At 41.9% G+C, this 23,101-nt stretch carries 16 protein-coding genes; 11 read left to right on the top strand and 5 right to left on the bottom strand.

Annotated elements, in window-relative coordinates; genetic code table 11:
• Positions 1-906 (bottom strand): YihY/virulence factor BrkB family protein, encoded by a 906-nt coding sequence (locus FCN14_RS13505; protein WP_138431821.1) that lies wholly within the window; start codon positions 904-906, stop codon positions 1-3.
• Between the two features lie 122 nt (positions 907-1,028).
• Between FCN14_RS13505 and mutS the strand changes: the two genes are divergently transcribed.
• The 9 genes from mutS (at position 1,029) to FCN14_RS13460 (ending at position 14,010) form a co-directional block, all read left to right on the top strand.
• Positions 1,029-3,707 carry a DNA mismatch repair protein MutS gene (gene mutS, locus FCN14_RS13500; RefSeq protein ID WP_138431820.1) on the top strand — a complete coding sequence of 893 codons (2,679 nt, stop codon included), beginning with the start codon at positions 1,029-1,031 and terminating at the stop codon, positions 3,705-3,707.
• Positions 3,708-4,008: 301 nt separating this feature from the next.
• Positions 4,009-4,473: a GbsR/MarR family transcriptional regulator gene (locus tag FCN14_RS13495; protein WP_138431819.1), complete on the top strand. Its 465-nt coding sequence runs from the start codon at positions 4,009-4,011 to the stop codon at positions 4,471-4,473.
• 55 nt (positions 4,474-4,528) lie between these two features.
• Positions 4,529-5,482, top strand: a complete 954-nt coding sequence (locus tag FCN14_RS13490) for an alpha/beta fold hydrolase (RefSeq protein ID WP_138431818.1) — start codon at positions 4,529-4,531, stop codon at positions 5,480-5,482.
• A gap of 15 nt (positions 5,483-5,497) precedes the next feature.
• Positions 5,498-6,241 (top strand): 3-oxoacyl-ACP reductase FabG, encoded by a 744-nt coding sequence (fabG, locus tag FCN14_RS13485; RefSeq protein WP_138431817.1) that lies wholly within the window; start codon positions 5,498-5,500, stop codon positions 6,239-6,241.
• Positions 6,241-7,230, top strand: coding sequence for a 3-oxoacyl-ACP synthase III family protein (locus FCN14_RS13480; RefSeq protein WP_138431816.1), 990 nt, complete (start codon positions 6,241-6,243; stop codon positions 7,228-7,230). The genes fabG and FCN14_RS13480 overlap by 1 nt, the downstream gene beginning before the upstream one ends.
• Positions 7,231-7,273: 43 nt before the next feature.
• Positions 7,274-8,842: a sodium/pantothenate symporter gene (locus tag FCN14_RS13475; RefSeq protein WP_212747651.1), complete on the top strand. Its 1,569-nt coding sequence runs from the start codon at positions 7,274-7,276 to the stop codon at positions 8,840-8,842.
• A gap of 1 nt (position 8,843) precedes the next feature.
• On the top strand, positions 8,844-10,343 hold the full coding sequence (locus FCN14_RS13470; RefSeq protein ID WP_138431814.1) for a class I adenylate-forming enzyme family protein: 1,500 nt from the start codon (positions 8,844-8,846) through the stop codon (positions 10,341-10,343).
• The gene (locus FCN14_RS13465) at positions 10,336-11,421 is read left to right on the top strand and encodes an alpha/beta hydrolase (protein ID WP_138431813.1); all 1,086 of its coding nucleotides are present in this window, start codon (positions 10,336-10,338) and stop codon (positions 11,419-11,421) included. Before FCN14_RS13470 ends, FCN14_RS13465 begins: the two co-directional genes overlap by 8 nt.
• Before the next feature lie 75 nt (positions 11,422-11,496).
• Positions 11,497-14,010 (top strand): TonB-dependent receptor, encoded by a 2,514-nt coding sequence (locus tag FCN14_RS13460; RefSeq protein WP_138431812.1) that lies wholly within the window; start codon positions 11,497-11,499, stop codon positions 14,008-14,010.
• An 80-nt stretch (positions 14,011-14,090) separates the two neighbouring features.
• Here FCN14_RS13460 and FCN14_RS13455 read toward each other — a convergent pair whose 3' ends face one another.
• Entirely contained in the window at positions 14,091-15,395 is a 1,305-nt protein-coding gene (locus FCN14_RS13455; protein WP_171032937.1) for a M48 family metalloprotease, read from the bottom strand.
• A 10-nt stretch (positions 15,396-15,405) separates the two neighbouring features.
• Positions 15,406-17,505 carry a CHASE2 domain-containing protein gene (locus FCN14_RS13450; protein ID WP_138431810.1) on the bottom strand — a complete coding sequence of 700 codons (2,100 nt, stop codon included), beginning with the start codon at positions 17,503-17,505 and terminating at the stop codon, positions 15,406-15,408.
• Between the two features lie 372 nt (positions 17,506-17,877).
• Here FCN14_RS13450 and FCN14_RS13445 point away from each other — a divergent pair, with 372 nt between their 5' ends.
• Together FCN14_RS13445 and FCN14_RS13440 are read left to right on the top strand one after the other, a co-directional pair.
• The gene (locus FCN14_RS13445; protein WP_138431809.1) at positions 17,878-18,771 is read left to right on the top strand and encodes a GntR family transcriptional regulator; all 894 of its coding nucleotides are present in this window, start codon (positions 17,878-17,880) and stop codon (positions 18,769-18,771) included.
• Between the two features lie 56 nt (positions 18,772-18,827).
• Complete coding sequence (locus tag FCN14_RS13440; RefSeq protein WP_138431808.1) at positions 18,828-20,816, top strand: DEAD/DEAH box helicase; 1,989 nt, start codon at positions 18,828-18,830, stop codon at positions 20,814-20,816.
• Positions 20,817-20,956: 140 nt separating this feature from the next.
• Here FCN14_RS13440 and mnmC2 read toward each other — a convergent pair whose 3' ends face one another.
• Positions 20,957-21,739, bottom strand: a complete 783-nt coding sequence (mnmC2, locus tag FCN14_RS13435; protein WP_138431807.1) for a tRNA (5-methylaminomethyl-2-thiouridine)(34)-methyltransferase MnmC2 — start codon at positions 21,737-21,739, stop codon at positions 20,957-20,959.
• Complete coding sequence (locus FCN14_RS13430) at positions 21,739-23,028, bottom strand: DUF4097 family beta strand repeat-containing protein (protein WP_138431806.1); 1,290 nt, start codon at positions 23,026-23,028, stop codon at positions 21,739-21,741. Before FCN14_RS13430 ends, mnmC2 begins: the two co-directional genes overlap by 1 nt.
• Positions 23,029-23,101 lie beyond the last annotated feature (73 nt).

Genomic DNA, 23,101 nt, shown 5'->3' with positions numbered 1-23,101 from the left:
CTAGGAGATAGTTGTATATGGATTCTCCGGGATAGAGGGTTCGCTAAGGAAGTGTTCTTGGTATGAGCGTGCAACAATCGTACTGATAACAAAAAGAATTGCTGAATAGAAGGCCCAGATGCCAATAATTACTAAGATGGTATATCCCTGGTAAAAATAGCGATATGCGCTGAGGGCATATTCCAGGTAGTAGCCTACGCCGAGCTTGGCAGCTTCAAAAAGCAAGGTGTAGATACCTGCAGCCAATAGTGCTACTTTAGGCTGCATACGTTTTTCACTGATATACCGAAAAATGGTATAAAAAAGAATAAGAGTAAATACAATGGGAATAAGAACATTTAAGAAATCATATACCCAGCTTAGTTTAATAACCATTTCAGTAAAGGGGAGCCCAATTTGATCAAAAGAGAGCAGGGATGTCAGTGATATAATTAAGCTAAAGAATAAAAACACACCGCCAACCAATCCGAAAGTAAAAAAGTTATATACCATTTCTAAAATAGGGTGCCTGCGATCTTCATATTCAAATATATCAAACACTACATGTTTGAGGGTATGGAAAAAACCTTGTGAAAAGAAGATAAGGATAACGGTACCGACTATTCCAAAGATCCGGCGGGCTCCTACAAGAGGTTTAAGCAGGGTTTCTAAGGTGATGGCACCCCGATAGACATCACCGGATTGCGACTCATAAGTAAAGCTTGGGAAAAGCTCTCGTCCGTATCGAATAATCTCTGCAAAAGCATCTTCATATGAAAGTACGTACCCAATAATGGAAATCATCAGAAGGATAAAAGGAATAGCACAGATAAATAGATTAAAAGTTATTGCTGACGCACTAAAAAAGACGTCCTTCTTTTTGATCAATTTTACGATGAGCCGCCAGAAATTCTTATACTTCTGCACTATAAATGAATACTAATTATTAAGTCAGCTTATAATTATTGCACGGTACGCCGAATACCCAGTCGGCTGCTGTACCGCTTTAATAGTACTGAAAAATTTAAAAATAAAATAACTGCTTGTCGATGAGTACCAAAACAAAATCACTTACCCCGTTGATGCGTCAGTATCATGATATTAAGGATGAACATGAAGGGGCAATTTTACTTTTTAGGGTCGGTGACTTTTATGAAACCTTCGCTGATGATGCAGAACTGGTTAGTGAGGAGCTGGGTATTACATTGACAAAGCGCAATAACGGTAGTGATCAAACGCCTCTTGCCGGTTTCCCCTATCACGCGCTCGATACGTACTTGCCCAAACTGGTAAAGAAAGGTTACCGGGTTGCAGTATGTGAGCAGGTCGAAAATCCCAAAGAAGCAAAAAAAGCAGGTCGAAAGATTGTTTCACGAGAGGTGACTGAGATTACTACTCCCGGTGTTACTATGTCTGAGAAGCTTCTGGAACATAAGCGTAATAATTACGCAGCTGCAATTTACTGGGAAGGGAAGACCGCCGGTATCGGCTTTGCAGATGTTTCAACAGGTGAGTTTGCTCTTAGTGAAGTGCCGAAAGAACAGCTTGGCGATCTTTTGCAATCAATAACACCAGCTGAACTGCTATTGCCTCAGAAGCTAAAAAATAATGTACCTGAATACCTTTTGGACTACAATATGACCTTTGTTGAGGATTGGGTGTATGAAGGCGATTATGGTTATAACTTATTAACTGATCATTTTGAGACGCATTCTCTCAAGGGTTTTGGGGTCGAAGATCAGGATGTAGCTCATGTTGCTGCCGGCGCGCTAATGCATTATATCCAGGAAACACAGAAAGCTTCGCTGGGACATATTAAGCGCCTGCACAAGTTTGAGAATAATGAATATATGGCGCTGGATGGCTCGACCAAGAGGAATCTGGAACTGATAACCTCTATCCAGGATGACGGCAGTGAAGGAACATTGATCTCAATTTTAGATGAGACGAATACGGCTATGGGAGGGCGTATGCTGCGCAAGTGGATAATGCGGCCCCTCAAACGAATGCAGCCGATACGGGAACGCCTTAATGCGGTAGAAGCTTTAAACGTAAATCATGAGGTGCGCGATAAGCTTCGCGATGAACTAGATCAGGTGGGTGATCTGGAGCGACTTATTTCACGAATCTGTGTAGGACGTGCAACCCCCCGTGATTTAGTGAGCCTGAAAGAGTCGCTAGCGCAGGTACCCCGTATTAAGATGCAGTTTAATCAGCTTGAGGAACCACTGCTTGTTGATATTTTGGAACGCCTGAAGTTGTTAATTGAGGTGCAAGAAAAAATTGAAAATGCGATTGGAGAAGAACCTCCTACGAGCGTGCGAGATGGCGGAATTTTTAAAGATGGTTATAATGAAGAACTGGATGAGCTGCGCAATGTAGCCAGAAACGGGAAAGATTTTATTGCCGATACGAGAGATGAATTGGCAGCGGAAACGGGTATCGATTCGCTGAAAATTGGTTATAATAAGGTGTACGGCTACTATATTGAAGTAACCAAGACCCATACCGAAAAGGTGCCCGAGCATTTTATACGAAAGCAGACCTTGGTAAATTCAGAGCGATACATCACCCCGGAGCTCAAAGAGGTGGAAGAGAAAATTCTTTCATCTGAAGAACAAAGTAAATCGTTGGAATACGATCTTTTTGAAGAACTTCGCATCGAAATCGCGGGTTTTGCTGAAGAGGTTCAACAGGTAGCAGTAGCTTTAGCCGAGTTGGACTGCCTACAGAGTTTTGCCGAGGTTTCGTATCATAACAACTATTGCAAACCTGCTATTGCTGATGATCAAAAGATCGATATTACCAAAGGACGTCATCCAGTTGTAGAAAAGACCTTGCCGCCGGGCGACCCATTTATTCCCAACGATATCCATCTTGAAAATGAAGATGAGCAGATCCTGATTATAACTGGTCCTAATATGGCGGGTAAAAGTATTATCCTGCGACAGACCGGTTTGATTGTGCTTTTGGCACAAATTGGGTGTTTTGTGCCGGCCGATGAGGCACATATCGGCTTGGTGGATAAGATCTTTACTCGTGTGGGAGCTTCGGATAATCTGGCCGCAGGGGAGAGCACCTTTCTTGTAGAGATGAATGAGGCCGCAAATATTTTAAATAATGCAACACGAAACTCGCTGATCTTGCTGGATGAGGTCGGTCGTGGAACCAGTACCTTTGATGGACTTAGTATTGCATGGTCATTGGCCGAATACCTGCATAATCAGCCTTCAGTAGCGGCTAAGACGCTCTTTGCTACACATTATCACGAGCTCAATGAGCTTGAAAATATGTATGACCATATTGTGAATTACAATGTGTCGGTGAAGGAGCATGATGATAAGGTGATTTTCTTGCGTAAGCTTGTCCGTGGGGGAGCTGATCACAGCTATGGAATACAGGTGGCCGATATGGCTGGATTGCCTTCTATTGTGATAGAACGGGCAAAGGAGATTTTGCAAAACTTGGAAAGCCATAGCTTAGATGTGACCGACAGCAATGGCACTCTTGAAGAAGGAGCCAAGAAAAAGAAGGCTGCGGTAAAAAAGGCAGCCCAAGAGCTAGATAAACAGGAGCAGATCGATCAGATGTCGCTGTTCCAAACACAGCTCGACCCGCACGTAGAGCAGCTTATTGATAAGATTGAGGCCTGTGATCCCAATCGCATGACCCCTATTGAATCGCTGATGCTGGTCTCAGAGCTTAAAAAGCTGGTCGACAAGCGATAGTAACCGGCTAGTTGCGAACGGTTGGTTATTGGAACTGCCTTAGAGTAAGAAAAGCGAGCTTTGCAAATCTTCGCCTCTTGCTGGTAGTTCTGCCGTCGATGCTTATAAACGCTTTAATGGGATTGCAACTCTCTTGGAGCTTATGTGATGATAAGCCGGTAACTGATAGCTCTTCAAAATCATTGAAAAATATGTTTGCAAAAATTTGAAAAGTTTCAAATTATAGAGGCACAGAGCAAAATCATTTCTCAACTTATATAATCATAATTTTTTCACAGATATGTCCAAACAACCCGAACTTATGCAACAGATAGTAGCCGATTTTGCAGAAGGGTATAGTAATTTTGGATTAAATCCATTAATGGGACGTATTGTAGGGTTACTGATTATATCAGAAGACCCACAATCATTGGACGATTTTGTGGAGAAGCTGGAGATGAGTAAAGGTCCTATCTCGCAAATCTGCCGCAGGCTCAAAGAGCGGGGACTTATTGAGAAGGTGTGGATTCCCGGAGATCGAAAAGATTACTATAAAACTGCTGAAGATATCTTTGGGAAGGCGTATTCCAACCAGGTAAACAAGATGCAAGACAATATTGAGATTGCTGAAAAGTATCTGGCCCAAGTTAAAGGGATGGATTCCTCATCAGCAGACTATGTAGAAAAGCAGATGAAAATGATGAAATCCTTTTATGAACTGATGGATGAGTATAACAAAAAATTTATGAAAGCTTGGGAAGAACAACACGAAGAGATTTCGGAATAATTTTTTTAAAATTTAACGTTTGGAACTTTTCAAATATTTAATAAATTGAGTTTGTATGAAAGAAAAGCTTCAACATATAGCATTACTTGGGTTTTTGGGAATCACTTTACTCATTCCTTTCTCCCTTCTTAAGGGACAGTCGCTGCAATTTTCTGATCTCGACTACCCCTATTCGGTTGAATACCAGCAATTGGGTACTGGAGATCGTATTGCCTATACAGATGTTGGAGAAGGGCCGGTTATCATGATGGTCCATGGCCTTGGAAGTTACATTCCGGCATGGAAAAAGAATATTCGGATTTTGCGAAAGTCATTTAGGGTTATCGCTGTAGATTTGCCAGGTTTTGGTAAGAGTTCAAAGAATGTAGCTGATTATAGTATACCGTTTTTTGCTGAAACGGTGGTTCAGTTACAAGATTCGCTGGGTATCGAAAAAGCAAGCTGGGTAGGGCATTCTATGGGGGCACAAATTTCCTTGCAGGCCGCATTGAGTCATTCAGAAAAAGTATCAAAACTGATATTGCTAGCGCCTGCAGGATTTGAAAAGTTTACAGAACAGGAGGGGCAGATGATAAGCAGCTTTGTAACTCCATCTTCCATTAAGGCAACACCAGATTCATTGGTGCGACAGACGTTTAAGACTACTTTTTGGGATTTTCCTGAAGAGGCAGAGTTTATGATTGAAGATCGAATAAAGATTCGAAAGGCTAATAATTTTGATGGATACGCACGAGCGTATGCAGCATCGGTGAAAGCGATGTTAATGCATCCGGTTGCGGATAAATTGCATAAAGTGGAGCAGCCAACGCTAATCATTTTCGGTAAGCAAGATGGCCTTATTCCTAATCGACAGGTACATCCCAAATTAACGACAAGAAAGGTAGCAAGCTTTGGTCATGATAAATTGCCCAGAAGTGAGTTGCAGATGATAGAAAAAGCCGGTCATTTTGTTCACTTTGAGCAATCAAAAATGGTAAATGGAATGATTATAAGTTTTTTAAATAAATAATATCGATTGCAGTTTATGATGGATTTTGAAAATAAGGTAGTGTTGATAACAGGTGGAGCCGGTGGTATCGGTCGGGAAACTGCTCAGCAGTTTATTGATAGAGGAGCAAAGGTGGAAATTTGGGATATGGCCGAAAAGGCCGGTAAGGAATTGGCTCAAAAATGGACTGATGAGGGGAATAATGTCCATTTTGAGAAGTTGGACGTTACTAGTTATGAAGCTGTAAAGCAAACGATGTCTGAATTACAGGAGCGGTGGAGCAGGCTGGATGTGCTCGTAAACAATGCAGGAATTACACGGGATGCAACGCTTAAAAAAATGGATCCAGACGAGTGGCAGCAAGTCATGGATGTTAATTTAAATGGGGTCTTCTATTGCGGAAAGGCGGCATCTGGGTTAATGCGAGATCAGGAATCCGGGGTGATATTAAATGCCAGCTCAGTGGTAGGATTATACGGTAATTTTGGGCAAAGTAATTATGTGGCTACAAAATCGGGTGTAGTTGGGCTTACCAAGACATGGGCTCGAGAGTTAGGACGCAAAGGTATTCGGGTAAATGCAGTAGCCCCCGGCTTTATTGAAACGCCCATGGTCGATACAGTGCCTGAAAAGGTACTCAATCAGCTTAAAGATCAAACACCGCTGGGACGTCTCGGCAAACCAAAAGATATTGCAGCTGCTTATCTCTTTTTAGCATCGGATCAAGCCGAATATATTACGGGAACCGTTATACAGGTAGATGGGGGATTAGTAGTATAATGAGACACTCTAAGATTATCGCAAGTGGTTCTTACGCCCCAGATAGGGTTATAAAGAATGAATGGTTTAATAAACTGCTTGGAGAAGATGTTGACACTTGGCTACGTGAAAATTTGACGATTCGTGAACGCCGCTGGATGGAAGAAGGACAGTCTACGAGTGATTTATGTGTACAGGCCGGTCAGGAAGCCTTAGAGATGGCCGAATTGGAACCAGAAGATATTGATCTGTTGATAATTGCAACAGATACACCAGATTTTATTTCCCCTTCTACTGCATCAGTAGTACAGCATAAGATGGGCCTTGCCAATGCTACTTCTCTAGATACTAATACCGCCTGTGCGGGCTTTCCTACCGCACTATCATTGGCCAATAGTATGATGGTAACAGATGCTACTTATCAAAAAGTAATGGTAATGGGAGCTTATGGGATGAGTCGATTTTTAAATATGGATGATAAGAAAACGGTAACGTTATTTGCTGATGGAGCCGGTGCTGTTATTTTGGAACCAACAGATGAAAAGCGAGTTGGTTTTTTAGCATCCGACTTGCGTACCAAACCAGAGTATTATAAACATATGGGGATTTATGGTGGCGGGGCAGCGGCACCCGCGGCCCGGAGTGAGACGAAGGGAGGTTCTCAATGTCTTCAGTTTGTCGAAAAGTTTCCAAAAGAGATAAATCCACGTATTTGGACAGATATGATTCGCAAAATGGCTGAGAAAGCAAAATTTAATACTGATGATATTGCCGGTGCTTATATGACTCAGATAAATATTAACCAGATTTGGGAAACTATGGATAACCTCTCTCTGGAGCGTGATACAGCCCCTACTATTATGGATCGCTTTGGGTACACTGGTTCGGCAGCCATTCCCATGGTTTTTGATAAAGCACTACGAGATGGGGCGGTTAAGGATGGTGACCTTTTGGTTTTTGTTGGTTCGGGTGGGGGGCTTCACTTTGGAGCTTGTGCTTATCGATGGTAGTTAGATAGTAGCAGCGGCTTTACCACAATAAGTCAAAATTATAATGCAAAAGTATATAGATATGGACCTAGCATCATCCACAATGGTTACAGCAGGTTGGATTCTGATTCTCTGTTATGCCGCGATCATACTCTATTTCGTAATTAGAGGGGCCGGACAAACCAAAGAGTTGGATGATTACGCTTTGGGCAGTATGATGTTTTCGCCTACTGCAGTGGGGCTCTCATTGGCAGCATCTATCACTAGTGCAGCAACTTTTATAATTAATCCAGGTTTTGTTGCCCTGTACGGATTTAGTGGTGTTATCGCCCTGGGCCTAGCCCTTCCGCTGGCAACTTTAGGATCGTTGATCTTATTCACAAAGGGATTTCGAAGCTATGGGGCTAATGTCAAAGCGTTAAGTATGGCCGACTGGATTCGAAAAAAATACGATAGCAGAAGGTTTGGCATCTTTTTCGGATTCTTATCGTTGCTGCTTATAACTTTTATTGTGCTGATTTGCGTGGGACTTACCAAAGTGCTCTCCAGTACGTTAAATCTGCCAGAACTTTATGTACTCACCGGTATTATCATATTTATTTTCGGATATATGATGTACGGGGGGGCCAATTCCATGGTATATACAAATACTATCCAAGCGGTGCTGATGGTGATTGTGGCATTTATACTGTTGGGCTCCGGATACGAACATTTTAGCAATGGCATCTCAGGCTTTTTGGATAAACTGAATGCTATCGATCCCAAACTAACGCAGCTGACTAATGATAGTAGTTTCCTGTTTCGAGATTACTTTGAAATATTTGTGGCTCCCTTTATTGTAGGTATTGCCATTGTTTGTCAGCCGCATATACTTACGAAATCGTTGTTACTTAACAATGAAAAGGATGTGAACCGGTACCTATTAGTTGGCATAGCGGCTCAATTTTTATTCTTTTTGGTCGTCATCGCAGGATTATACGCGCGTATAAGCTTTGCTGATTTATCAGTTAATGGAGAGGCATTGCCAATGGATGGTATCATTTCGGCCTACGTTGTTAAAGAATTTACGGTAGCGGTAGCACTTATTATAGTTTTGGGATTGATTTCAGCAGGTATCTCTACACTCGAAAGTCTAATACAGTCCCTGTCAACCTCTATTACTAATGATATTATCGGCCCCTTAGGGGGATCATCACTATTTGAACGAGAATTGTGGGGCTTGCCGGCAAAACTCGTTTGTAATCGTGTGGTAATTGTAGCCATGGCTATTGTTGCCGCAATACTTTCATGGCAACAGCTCATGAACCCCAAATTAAGCGTAGGCATTTTTGCTCAAAATGGTGTTTATGCCTACTTCTCAGCAGCCTTTGTACCCATTTTAATGGGGATGTTCTTTCGTGATGTACCCAAATCTGCTCCCATTTGGGCATCGGTAACAGCAGTCATTGTGCATTTTACGGTGTATTATGGACAGATAAGAGTTCCTTTTTCAGAAGCGGACGGAGAAAATCCAGGAGTGGCAGCAGCCCTGGCGATTATTAGTGCAGTAGCTGTTGGTTTTAGCATATACGCCACAAAGAACAGGGGACTTACTCTGAGAAGTGAGAAAACGGAATCAGCAGTAGCACAATAATATGTATTATAACGATTGGCTAACAAAACGGAAGCGGCATACGCCCCATAAAGAGGCAGTAATCGATACCTCTTCGGGTAATCGATATACGTATGAGAAATTGAATGAACAGGCCGACCGATTGGCATTTTACCTCCAGCACAATCAGGGTCTTGAAGCAGGAGATCGCTTGGCCGTGGTATCCAAAAACAACATAGAATATATAGTGTTGTTCTTTGCATGCGCAAAAGTCGGGGTCATTATGGTCCCGTTGAACTATCGGTTACCCAAAGCGGGTCTCATGGAATTAGTTGAGGACTCTAAGCCGCATCTGCTGGTGTATGCTGATAAATTTAAATCGGTGGTGAAAGAGGCCGGTAAGGAGTACTCACTATTGTCTATAGACACCATACAAAATGTTCTGAAGTCCGAAGGAGGCAAACTGGAGCTATACCATGCCAAAGCCGAAGAAATCGCAATGATTCTCTATACTTCTGGTACTACCGGTCGTTCAAAGGGGGCAATGATTTCATGGCAGCAGGTTCACTGGAATTCCCTCAATACTGAGATCAGCCTCGGGCTCACGTCCGATGATTCTTCTTTTGTAAATACTCCTTTTTATCACACCGGCGGTTGGCATGTATTACTAACGCCGTTAATTCATCATGGGGGCAAGCTGGTACTGCAATCAGAATTTGATGCAGCAGCATGTAACAATCTGATAGAAGAAGAGGAGGTTAGTATACTGTTTGGGATCCCCACCATGTTACGTATGATGATGGAGGAAGAAAGTTTTATGAATACTGATTTTAGTAGTGTCCGTTTTGCTATATGTGGTGGTGAATCATGTCCCGTTCCTATTATCAAAAAATACCAAGAGAAGGGAGTACCCATTCGTCAGGGCTATGGCCTTACCGAAGCCGGCCCCAATTGTTATTCGCTTCCTGCCGAAGATGCTATCCGTAAAAAAGGGTCAGTAGGCTTTCCAAATTTCCATATAGGGGTCAAAATTGTTGATGAGCAAAATGAGGAAGTATCCAGAGGAGAGGTGGGGGAACTCTTGATGAAAGGACCGCATGTGTTTTCAGGTTATTGGCAAAATTCAGAAGCTACAGACCAAGCCCTTGATGAAGGTTGGTTGCATACAGGTGACCTATTCCGTTGTGATAATGATGGTTACTATTATATGGTGGGGCGCAAAAAGGAGATGTATATCAGTGGCGGTGAGAATGTTTACCCGGTTCAGGTAGAGAAAGTAATTTATGAGCACGATGCAGTAGCACAAGTAGCCGTTATTGGTGTGCCGGATGAACAGTGGGGAGAAGTCGGCTGTGCCTTTGTTGTGGTACATGATGATGCTGTATTATCAGAAGAGGTTCTGTTATCGCATTGCCGGAAATATTTAGCGGGATATCAGTTGCCCAAACATATTGCGTTTAGAGATGAACTTCCGGTGGGGGACTCTAATAAAATTCAGAAACGGGATCTGGAAGAGGAATTTAGGTCATTGAAGCATGAATGAAATCACTCATCTTAAGGGTGTCACTTCTCGGTTTATAACTACCGAAAGAATCCGGATGCACTTGCTTATCGCTGGTGAAGTAGCAAGTCCGCCTGTGTTATTTTTGCATGGAAATACCTGTTCTTCAACTGTCTGGGAGCCGTTAATGAAGGCTCTATCTGATAAATACTACTGTATAGCACCCGATCTGCGTGGGTTTGGGCAGACTGAAGACCAAATTATTGATGCTACAAAAGGAATAGAAGATTGGGTTGAGGATCTGGCTTCATTAGTTAATGCCTTGGAGTTATCGCATTATCATTTGGTAGGCCATTCTCTGGGAGGGTTTGTATGCTGGGGGATGATTGATCGAATGGCAAATTTTATTGACACCGTAACACTTATTTCACCGGGACCGCCCATGGGGTTTGGAGGCATTCACGAAGCCACGGGAATCGCAAATAATAAGGATTATTCCGGTTCAGGGGGCGGTATTGTGGTTGATGAATTTGTGGAACGTCTCAGGGCCGGAGATCGGTCGACAGAAGATCCTTTGTTTTCACCAAGGAATACAATGAACAGGCTTTTTTGGAAAGAAGGGTTTCGGGCGGAGCGAGAAGATGAAATCTTGTCAGCCATGCTCCAAATTCATACTGGAGAAATGAAATATCCGGGTGATTACAGGAAATCTGATTATTGGCCGGGGGTAGCGCCCGGTAAATATGGGCCGGTAAATGCGCTTTCTCCCAAATACAATACCAATTTACTACAGCAATTTGTAGAGGCTAGTCCTAAGCCACCACTGCTCTGGATTCACGGAAAAGATGACAAAATTATTTCCGATCAGTCATATTCTGACCCGGGGTACCAGGGAAAGTTGAAGTTAAGGAAAGGTTGGCCGGGTAGTGATAGCTATCCTCCACAACCGATGATAGCTCAAATTAAATATGCATTGCAGCAATATCTGGGGCAAGGGGGGAAAGTTGATAAAAAGTTCATCGATGATTGTGGACATACACCCTTTATAGAAAAGCAAGGAGAGGTACTTGATACCATGGTGGGGTATTTTGAGAGTAAAAATAACGATTTACGTAATTAATGTTTGAAATTTTCCAAAACTTTGATAAACATGAAAAGAAATAAACGGTAACATAAATAATAAATGGGGATTATTATGAGAAAACTAGTAACTATTACATTGTTCTGTGCCTTGATGTTTATAGCATCAAGTGCCTGGGCGCAAAATAGTGGCACTATAACGGGGACGGTTACAGATGAGGAAACCGGAGAGGTCATGCCCGGGGTTAATGTATCTTTGGTAGGCACCACTAAAGGTGCGGCCACAGATAAATCAGGAATTTACAAGATTACTGACCTTGCTAATGGCCAATATAGAGTAAAAGCCACTTATCTTGGTTTCGGGTCATTTGAGAGTGATCCTGTTACTGTCGAAGCAGGGAAAACAGTAACTGTGGATATTCAGCTGGAGAAGACCGTTTGGTCTGGGAATGAGGTGGTTGTATCAGCTTCAAAGGGGAGGAGCGCAGAAAAAATTACAGATGCTCCTGCTACAATCGAGGTTATTGACGATCAACAGCTTTCGCAGTCTGCTTCGTTTAATACCGGGGAGTTGCTCTCTAGGTTAAAAGGTGTTGACTACGTTCGTACTGGTGTTTATGGAACAGGTATCAATGTACGTGGTTTTAACAGTGCTTTTAATACGAAGGTATTGCAAATGACTGATGGTCGGCTTTCTACGTTAATTGCTACTGAGTTACCATTCGGTTTGATGGAGCCTAAGATAAAAGAAGACATAGCCCGAACAGAGGTGGTGTTGGGTCCTTCTGCAGCATTGTATGGCCCTAATGCTCATAATGGTCTTATCAATACCATATCCAAGGATCCCAGGAATACTGAAGGTACCACTGTCGTGGTAGGTGGAGGTAGCCAAGAACAGTTTACAGGACGTTTACGTTACGCTGATGAAATAACTGAGGGGGTAGGTCTGAAAATAACCGGAGGATATACCCGTGGTAAAGAGTTTGCTTATACCGACACCGTATATTTTGGTAGCCAGGCATCTCGTGAAATAGGATTGGAACCGGATTTTGATGTGCTCAAAGGAGAAGCAGGACTGTATTTCGATGTAGGGGACGAATCAGACATTATTTTGAATTACGGGGGTAGTAACAGTAATTATATTGGGGTGACAAATGCCGGAAGAAATAATATCAAAGACTGGCAAGTTCATTACCTGCAAGGACGATTTAGTTCAGAAAACTTGTTTATGCAGGTAAACCACACCTGGAGTAAGACCGATGATACTTTTGCAATGAACCAGCGAACGCAAAATTACCTTACATTCAAAAATGCCGGATTCAGTGAAGAAGAGGCGCGGGAACGTTCATTTACGGAGCAATGGGCTGGTAGTTCGCCCAGCAATGGAGTAGCCCTAGATCGGGGTTCGGTTTTTAAAGATGATTCTAGGCGTTTGGCAGCAGAAGTCCAGTATAATAACAATATCGGTAACTTTAATTACATTATTGGTGCACAATATCAACGAGACATCGCAAACAGTAAGGGGACATACCTGCTGGATAGTGATGGGAATAGTGATATTGTTATCAACCAAATTGGGTTTTCTGTTCAATTGGAAAAAACGCTGGGCTTTGGTGGTCTAAAAGCTATATTTGCAGCTCGAGGGGATAATCACGATAAATATGGATTCAACTTTATCCCTAAAGCAGGATTGTTACGGGTAGGGGAAAAGGGCACTTGGCGATTTACCTACGGCAAGGGAATTGCAGCTCCTACAATCCTAAACATGGAGATGAACCTATTTGGGGGTATCGTATTGGGTAATGGTGAAGGGTTTACACTTAGCGATGGTTCAACAATTGATCCCATTGATGTGGAAACTATACAGACTTTGGAGTTGGGATATAAGGGAACTCCACTTTCAAATCTGTTTGTAGATGCTAATGCGTATTATAATTTCTCCGAAGACTTTTTAAGTCCCTTAAACAATATTGTTCCTCAAGCATTCTCAGGTGGTCCTATCGTTACAAAAAGAGGCGACCAGCCTATTAGTGAACTCCAGAGCGGTATTGTACAGCCTGGTGACTTTGTGCTCACCTATTTAAACTATGGTAAAGTTAATACTTATGGTTTTGATCTGGGGCTGAATTATTTCATTAATGATGAAATAAGTATTAAGATGAATTACTCATATTTTGATTTTTCCTTGGATAAAAGTGATCTGTCCAATGATGCGAATGGAGATGGTGAGGTGCAGACCACAGACTTGCCTATTAACACCCCAAAAAACAAAATAAGTCTCGGGCTCAATGTTAATAAAGACAAGTTTTTTGGAAGCATATTTGGACGCTGGGTTCAGAGTTATAACTTCTTCTCAGGAATCAATGTAGCATCAGAGACAAACAGAGATATTACCGTAGGTGGTGATCCTGTTGTTGAAAATGCACGGGTAGGCAGAGACTGGAATGACGGTCCTTTGGGAGGCTTTGTAAATATTGATATAAGTGGAGGTTATAAGTTTAGCGATTATGTAACTGTGTCGGCACAGGTTACTAATTTGTTTGGATCCGAAGTCCGAGAGTTTGTTGCTTCTCCAACAATTGGGCGAATGGCGATGATTGAATTGAAAGCTAACCTTCCTACATTTTAATCACCTTATACCATTTTATTTAATGATGGTTACATAAAACAGTGTGAAATAAAAAGGCAGGGCACTAAAAGTCCTGCCTTTTATATATCCCTTACCATTTGTTGGAATGTTGATGTGTGCTGGTTTCCAAAGCCGGACGATATATTAAAATCTTGAAGGTGTTTTTTAACTTTAGTAATTCTTTTTCGCAACGAAGTACCTTCCCATTTTACAAGGCCAATACCTCGGTCAAAATCTCCTTGACGGTCATAAATTCGCTTTAGCAGTTCAAGTCCCTGGTAAGCGTCGTATCCTGCCCTATAGGTATATGCAAGTCCCCAGTAATCGGCTTCATATTCATATTCATTAAGGCGATCTTTAATCGTGTATTCGTAAACTTGGTTAGCCCATTTCGTTAGTTCTGCTTCTGTTTCAATATACTTTTGATCTCTATTTTGTCCTGTCTCTTCATTTAATTCTTCGAACCCTTCTTCAGCTCTAATTTTTGGTTCCCGTTTTTCTGTTTCTTTAGCACCGTGATTAAAGACAATATGTGCTAATTCATGAGCAACGAAATAGGCAAATCCTGCTTCATTCTTCATAAGTTGAAGCGCCCCCTTGGAGACAAAGATACTGCCGTTTGGAGCGGCAAAGCCTGTGATTTTGTTAGTCTCCAGAATATAGACCTGAACAGTGGTTTCATAGCGATGAGAGTTTTCAGCTATTACTAATGCAATATGAGTTAAATACTGCTGTAAGGCTTTATCTTTTAGGAGTCCTCGCTGGGCTATAACATTGGCAATGCCCCATCCTGCTTGTTCTCTTTGAGGGTTTAAGGCAGGGGCCTTACCAGGATCTATTGCGAGTCGTGATTGTGCCTTGGCCCAACTCCAGTTATCTAACCTTTGATTTCTGAATTGTTTGTAGGCAGCTTTATCTACATAACTATCAAAGTTCTTAAGAAGGTTCTCTTCTTGAGCAGTTGTTTTCTGGGAAGTAAAGCTTTGGGCAAATCCTTTTACAGCAGCTGCAACCTGGGCCCGTGAGGCATACGGATCACTAGCAGTATCATTTTTTTTATCGGAGAGTTCATCAAAGGCATTCTCTGCAGTCTCTTTTAAGGAGCCGTTATCATCAGGTTCTTTTTTTTGTTTTTGTGTATAAACAGAACGCTCCGGTATCCACCCTACCTCTTTTGGGGTCTTAACTTTCAACCATTGCTGCTCTCGTTCTAACTGTTCCACTTCTGATCCGGGTTGTAGCCTGAGAAGTAGTTTATAGTATGAGCCAGGCCCATTACGCATATCTACACTGTTCTTGATGTTTAATGTTTTTAATGCAATGGTTGCAGCAATTCCTGTAACTAGAAGAAAGATGAACGAAGGTACAAGGTACTTTCGAAACATAGTTGATTTGTTATTTTGTTTTGAGGTGGAAAACGCCATCCCAGTTGGCAGGGGGCGGTTCTTTAATGAATTTTTGACATCTCTCGATATACATGAGCGAAGGACCGTCTTCAGGCAGTAATTCTGTTACTTCTCTGAAAGCAGTAATAGCCTCATTCCAATTTCTATTGTAGTAGTGATTTAAGCCATTCTGGTAGAGATACGTTGCCTTATTAAGCCTTTCAAGGTTATTTGGTGATTCTTTATCTGCCATAAGTTCATAAACGCGTACAGGTTTTGTTTTCCCCTTAACGACTAGCATATCAAGTGGGCGGCATACAAACTGCTTTTTTACTAATTCATAAGTTTTTTCAGAAATCATAGCGCGACTCCCATAGTTCTTATTTGCTGCTTCGAGTCGGGCTGCAAGGTTGACTGTATCTCCGAGTACGGTATAGTTAAAGCGATTATATGAGCCAATATTTCCTACAATCATATCACCGGTTGCAATACCGAAACGTGCATGGGTATCAGTATTTTGTGGAGTCATCTGATTAACCTTTTCAAGCATTTTTATGGTACTGCGACAGGCGAGTTCCGCATGATTTTCCTGGCTGATGGGAGCCCCCCAAAATGCCATAACAGCATCTCCAATATATTTATCTACTGTTCCCGAGTGGTCAAAAATGATGTTTGTCATAGCCCCAAGGTATTCATTCAGAAAGGATACCAGTTCTTCTGGAGGTTTAGACTCAGAAATGCTGGTAAAGCCGGCCAAATCTGAAAACATAACCGTAAGATGTTTCTTTTCTCCTCCTAATTTTAACAACTTGGGTTGGGCAATAAGCTGTTTTACAAACTCAGGTTGTACGTATTGACCAAAAGCAGATCTTATCTTTTTCTTTTGTTTTTCTTCGGCAAAATATTTGTATGCTGCAGAGCCACTATAAGTAATCACCCCCATTACAAAAAACATACCGGTAGGAATCCAGATTCTGCTGAAGCTAAAAAGTGCCAGTCCGGATAATAAAATCAGTATTAATATTCCGATTGTTATTGAGGCCCCCTTTGTTGGACGGCTGTATGCAATTAAAATTGGTATTCCAACACATAGCAGTAACAGAATAACACCGTTCAGCCAGGAAGGAGGCTGGGTTATAAAATTCTCTCCTATAAGGTTGTTTAGGATAGTGGCCTGAATTTCCATGCCGGGGAAGGCTTCCAGGGAACTCATAGGTGTGCTTTTAATATCTCCAAGTCCAGCTGCAGAGGCTCCTATAATCACAATTTTATCTTGAAATACAGATGGCGGGAGTGGGACGGTTGCAGTAGAATCTCTCATTTTCTGGATGGCACTCTGAACAATAGCATGAAATGAGTAATAAGGAAAGGTACCCTCCTGTACGCCTCCTTTACTATACCAGTTGATAAGATAGTCTCCGTTTTCTTGAAGTGGGACAACTTTATCTCCAACTTGCAGTCCCTGTTTTTTCCATTCCAATTTAGGTTTGCCATCAAGTAATTCTAGATAAGCTGCCATTGATAAAGTAGGTACATATCCTTTATGAGCTAAGCTATCAAAAAGGTGTACTGTTCGGATCAACCCGTCCTCATCGGCAGACATAACAGTATTGCCCATACGCTTGGTCGACTGGGCTAGCTTTTGTATCGGCCTAGATGTAAGCAGGTGCGGTTGTTGATATGGGCCCTTATCATTTATTTGATAGTGTTTAAGCGCAGCATACTGATTGACGGCTGCACCAATAGAATCTTGAGCTGCTGTTGATTTAAATGCAAGAATACTGTTTTGGGCATTCTCAAGCGATTGTATAAACCGTTTATCGCTTCGCGTGCCAGAGATATTACGGCGATCAAAATCCGGGGTATCAAAAAGAATATCATATATAATGAGTTCGGCTCCCGATTGCGACAGGTAGTCTGTTGTTATTTGATAAAACTCTCGGGGCCAAGGCCAATACATCCCATTTTTATTAAAATAGGAGAGGCTTTTTTCATCTATGCTAACAAGTACAATCTTTTTGTTCGGATCTTCTTGCTGGAGGTATCGGAACTTAGAGTCTAATATTAAACGGTCAAGTGCATCAAAAATACCTGTTGAAAATCCCAGCAAGCCAATCAGAAAAAAACCGGCAGCTAATATCGCCAGGTGTGTTTTTTTTGATAAGTTGCGAATATTTACCCCTTTTTTGCCCTAATGAATATGAACCATCTTAATGAAGGTCGCTAACAATTTGAAGTAATATGGCTGGAAAAGCAACTATGTTTTTAAAAGGATAGGAGTCTGTTCAACTTAGTTGAATATACTTTAAAAACGACAGGGTTGACCAAGTTTAGAGCTATTTTTGTTAACGGTTCTTCTGGTAGTGTCAAAAAGGTATAATTCTAGATGTAGAAAGATCTTAAAGATTAAAACGAACTGTGAGAATGATCATTCTAACACCTATCTTTAGTGCTGTAAACTTTAAAAAGAGTATGTCTATTTTTGAAAACTTCTGCCAAATATATTGCTGACCGTATTCGCTTAATGATTGCTACCAAGCAATTTCGCGTGGGTGAAATGTTGCCCTCTACCCGTCAATTGGGGCAGCAGCTTGAATCTAGTTTCCATACCGTACGGAAAGCATATCATATTTTAGCTGATGAAGGTCTCATACGCGGAGAACGTGGGAAGGGCTTTATCGTAGAACGCCAGAATACGAACCTTGATAAGGCTGATCGTTTGGAAGTAGGGGCTGAAAAGATGCGTAAACTGCTGGAGGAACTGATCGGTTACGGACTCGATGAGACAGAAATTGATGAGTTGTTTCAAGAACAGCTAAGTTTTATGGATTGGCCCGACCGTATTGAAAGTTGTGCCAGTATAGGGGTGACGGAAGAGTTAGGACGTATGGTCGCCGATGCCATTAAAGATGAAGTTGGGGTTCGAAGTCGGATCCTTAAGTCTAATCAATATAATGAAACGGTTAAGTATGATGCGCTATTTGTACCAATTCAGTTGTTAAATAAATTCCGTGACTTTTCTGAAAAAGGACGGTTACTGCCTATTGTTTATAGCATTGATCCGGACACTTTATTGTCATTGGTAGATCGTGCAGCTATTGATACTATCGGACTCGTAACAGCTGAAGACCAGACCATCCCCCAAATTATTGATGAGCTTAAGGTCAGTATTAATTTTAGCGGTTCATTTGTAGCAGGCGCTACTTATGGGGAGTCGCTCCCTCTTTTTGTTAGAGAAACAGATTTAATATTGTATACCTCACAAAGTGCTAAACTTGTGGAGAAAAAAATTCCCGAACGACGTCGTATCCAGCTCGAATACCGGATTTCTGAGCAAAGCGCGAAGACCATTCGATCAGAACTCTGGGATCAATAGGAATAACTGCGTGTTGTGCCAAAATTTGTGAATATCTTAATTACTTAGAATTTCAGATGAGCAGCAAACAAAAAATATCGGGCCTGATTGAGCAGGCACTTGAGGCAATTAATGCCGAGATCGAGACCGTTCGGGAGCGACCGGCTCAAGATGTACTTTTCGACGGCAGGCGCCTAGAAGACCATCCGCCCAATACGTTTTATTATGAATTTGAATCTCGTAATAAGTCACTTCGTTTTGCTGAGGTGATACAGGGAGAGCTGGAAGATCATGATGACGAGCTTGAACTCTACCCGGTAGAGGTGGGAGACAAAAAAGTGGTGTTGCATTTTCCTCATAATTATGGAGCCACCGTACCCAAGGTGAGTGTGGAGTGGGAAAATGATTTTGTACTTCGCAAGCTACGTAGCGAACTGGAGCGCTTACTCGGTGACGATAAGAAAGAAGAACGCGAACGAGTAGGCAGTTTGTTTTATCCCGATGCTGATGAGCATCATACTGATGACGAAAGTACTCGCGTATTGGATGACAGCCGTCGAAATGATTCGCAACATGAGTCACTTATCAAATCACTGCAAAATGAAGTGCTCTATGTATGGGGCCCCCCGGGCACGGGTAAGACCTCGACATTGGGCTTTATGATTGCAAATTATCTTATAAAGGGGAAGCGAGTGCTTTTTGCAGCGAATACCAATCGGGCTGTGGATGTAGGCCTGTTAAGTGCTTTAAAAGCGTTGACATCCGCAGAAAAAGATCATCTGGAGAAGAAGGTAACCCGATTTGGGGAGATGGCGCTGGATAGCGAGCGATTAGAATCAGTGCTGTTTGATCAGCATATCGAAAAGAAGAAACAACAACAGCAAGAGAAGGCTGCAACCCTGGATAACTTATTAGGGAAGTACCAGAAGCTGCAGAAGGAGATCGACAACCTGATGGAGCATGGTGAGGAGGTACCCCAAGAGCTTGATGAGGAGATCAACAGGCTGGGAGAGCGTGTGGATAAGCATGGGGGTGAGATAGCACTGGAGGAGAAAATAGAGAGATTGATTACCGTAAATGAACGCTTTGAGCTCAAAAAAAAGCAGCTGGTGGCAACGACACTGGCTAAGGTCTGTACTTCCGACCTGTTTGATGGGCAACATTTTGATGCGGTGGTTATTGATGAGGCTTCGATGGCCAACTTACCCTACTTGATGGTATTGGCTGCGAAGGCGAAGAATCATATTGTGGTGGTTGGTGACCCTATGCAGTTACCGCCTATTGCGCTGACAGATGATAAACAGGCCCGAAATTTCTTGGAAGAAGATATTTTTACTTTTGCTTCGGATGCCGAGACCACGGAAGATCTATTTGACTGGCATGATAAAAACCGTCCGCTTACTACCTTTTATGATACGCAATACCGCCTTAATGAAGATTTAGCTGAAGTATTAAGTACGGTCTTTTATGAAGGGCGTTTGAAGACAGCCCAGCCGGATGAGGATCCTGATCCAATTATTACCCCCCAAAAGAGCAGCAACACAACGGTCAATGTTATCGATAGTCAGAAATATGGTCCCAGGCTTACGCAAAAAGATGAGGGTAAAGGATTTCAACCGATGAATGAGGTGCACAATCATATTCTCATAAAGATGGTAAAACGTCTGGTAATAAAGAACCAGGTGCCGGTTGAAGAGGTGGGTATTATTGTGCCATTTCGGAGTACGGTCTATGATATTCGACACGCTCTGTACGAAAATGATCTGGGGGTTGTTGAGGTAGGAACAATACATACGTTTCAGGGGCGGGAAAAGGATGTTATAATTTTTGATACAGTGATGAGCGGTGAGCAGCAGTATGGCCGACGACGCCATTATTCTGTTCGCCCTTTTGATGAAGAAAAGAATGGGTTGGCTGTTCCACGGTTACTGAATGTTGCTTTTTCTCGTAGTAAAGAACGGCTGGTGATTTTAGCAGACATGTCTCATATCAACAAGATATATGCAAACAAGTTTCTGGGTCGGTTGTTACATCGGTTTCAGCAGAAGGAGGGAAGCAGTAATTAGCTTTTCAGTGATTGGACTCCAGACTAAGCATAATGCTGAATGCCATGGAACACTATTAATGAGGCTGATTATCTGCGTTGGTAGGAAGTGAAATGGGATACTTATCTGTTTATTCCCAAAAAGCCAGGCTGAAATGTGGGTTAGTCGAAGTCTCCTTCTGCGTAGCGGCGCGCATATCGTTCTTCATCGATTCGATTTAGGTTTTGCAGCTGGTCTGAATTCAGTGCCCCGATAATCATTTCTCTTTTACCCAGCGCCCCTTGAGTTTTGGCAAGTTTCCAGCCTGCCCATGCCATAGCGCCCTGCACTTTTGAAGCTGCACAGTAGGTAGATAATATGACGTTGCTGGCACTTATATTGCGAGTTTTTTTAAATACTTTTCCGGTCCAAAGCGCGGGATTGGTATCGGGAGAAAAAGCATCGTGAAATATATAGTTAGCGCCAATATTGCTCTCGGGAAATTCAGAAAACATCCCATTGAAAAGGTGAACAGTAATATTGTCGAGGGGAGTAAACTGGTTTATTCCTTTATCAAGGTTGCCAAAGATATTAAGTAGTTCCTTTCTTATGGGAGGATGGTTCAGATGTTGATGATAATTAAGATTACGGGCCGTTTGGAGATCAAGGGGAAATCCTTCTACAGAATAATAGTTGATTAGACTGGAGGAATCTTTGGTTAAGTAATAGTCCAGCAATAGCATCAGGTTGAGGCCGGTACCAAATCCAATTTCAAAGATAGTGATCTCTGCATCGTTATCTAACGCATCTATAAGACCCGTCTGGTGAAAGAAAACATACCGACTTTCAGCTATTGCTCCATTAGGGTTATGATAGTGTTGGTCAAATTGAGAAGAATAAACGGTGTGAGAACCGTCACGGGTAACAACAAGTTTATTGTCTCCCTCAGGGGTATCATCAAACATTATTTATTAACATTAATATTCACATTCCCAAATCCGCAACTTGCAACCACATCAGTACCACCTCCATTAATTGTACCGGAAATGCTACCTTTATTTTTAGTACCGTTGAAGTTGAACAGGTCTGCCATTTCTATGGCAGATCCTGAAATATCGAGGTTTGCTTTGATATTTTCAGGTAACAAAAGTGAAATATTTCCTGCTGAACTTTGTAATTTGATAGGTCCGTTGGCCTTCATAACTGTTGCAGTGATGTTTCCGCCTGAGGTTTTAGCATTTGCCATACCCTTTAGTTGGGTTATTTCTATATGTCCGCCGCCGGTTTCGGCTTTTAATGATCCCTCTACGTCGGTTGTTTTAATATGACCTCCACCCGTAGTAAGACGCATAGTGCCTGAAAGTTGATTGCCTGTTATATGTCCCCCTTGTGTTTTAGCTTCAATATTTCCATCAATAGTATTGAGTTCAATATGCCCCCCCTTTGTCTTGAAGAGATAATTGCCGCTGAGGCTACTTGCATTGACGTGCCCCCCGGCCGTTTGCGCATCTATATGGGCTGTTGAGGGTAAAGAGAGCGTAGTCTCCAAATTAATTTTATCAGGTAAATTTGAACTCTCAGTAGGGGCTATTTTAAAAAAGGCATTTGGGCTATCCAGCTGTTTCTTGATTACGAATTGCTTGGATAGAACCGCAGGGTCTTCTAGGGTGCCAGTTGCCTGTAGGGTTATTTTCCCTGTAGATTTTTGGGTGCCAATAATATTGATGTTTCCAAAAGCCAGGTTAAGATTCAGTGATTTAAGTTGAGATGCTGAGAACGTTTTTTCAAAAGCATAGACACCTGGTTTCACTTCTGTCCACTTAGAATCCTCAATATTATAATCTTTGTTGATATAAACTTTTTTATCCTGAAGTTTGATGTCGAAGTTGGCTTCTTCCACTTGTTTAAGTTCATGCTCAAGCTTTTTGAGACTTGCTTCTATATCACTTTCCTTTAGTTTCTTGTCAATTATATCATTAATGTTGTTGAGATCAATTTCCAGATGTTCAAGGTCCTTTAACTTCTTAAGTTCTTTTAGTTTGTCAAGATTTTTAAGGTCTTTCAGGTCAATAATAATTGAACTGGGTAGGTCTGTGGGCTGCGATGTCTTTGGTAAGGCAGTTGGGTTAGCCTCTCTAACTCCTCCGTTTTTTGGAGCCTCAGAAGTATTGTTTTTATCAGCCAGGTAAATACCGATGATTATAAATGCTAAGCCGGCTAATACTATTTCCCACGTTATTTTTCTTCTGTTCATGATCTGGTTTTCATTGATTTATTACCTACCTAAAGTATACAATGTCTCTTTACGAATTTATTTATAAGATGTT

This window comes from Fodinibius saliphilus (assembly GCF_005869845.1).
In the GTDB taxonomy this organism is placed as follows: domain Bacteria; phylum Bacteroidota; class Rhodothermia; order Balneolales; family Balneolaceae; genus Fodinibius; species Fodinibius saliphilus.
This window is presented reverse-complemented; position numbering and strand designations above follow the sequence as displayed.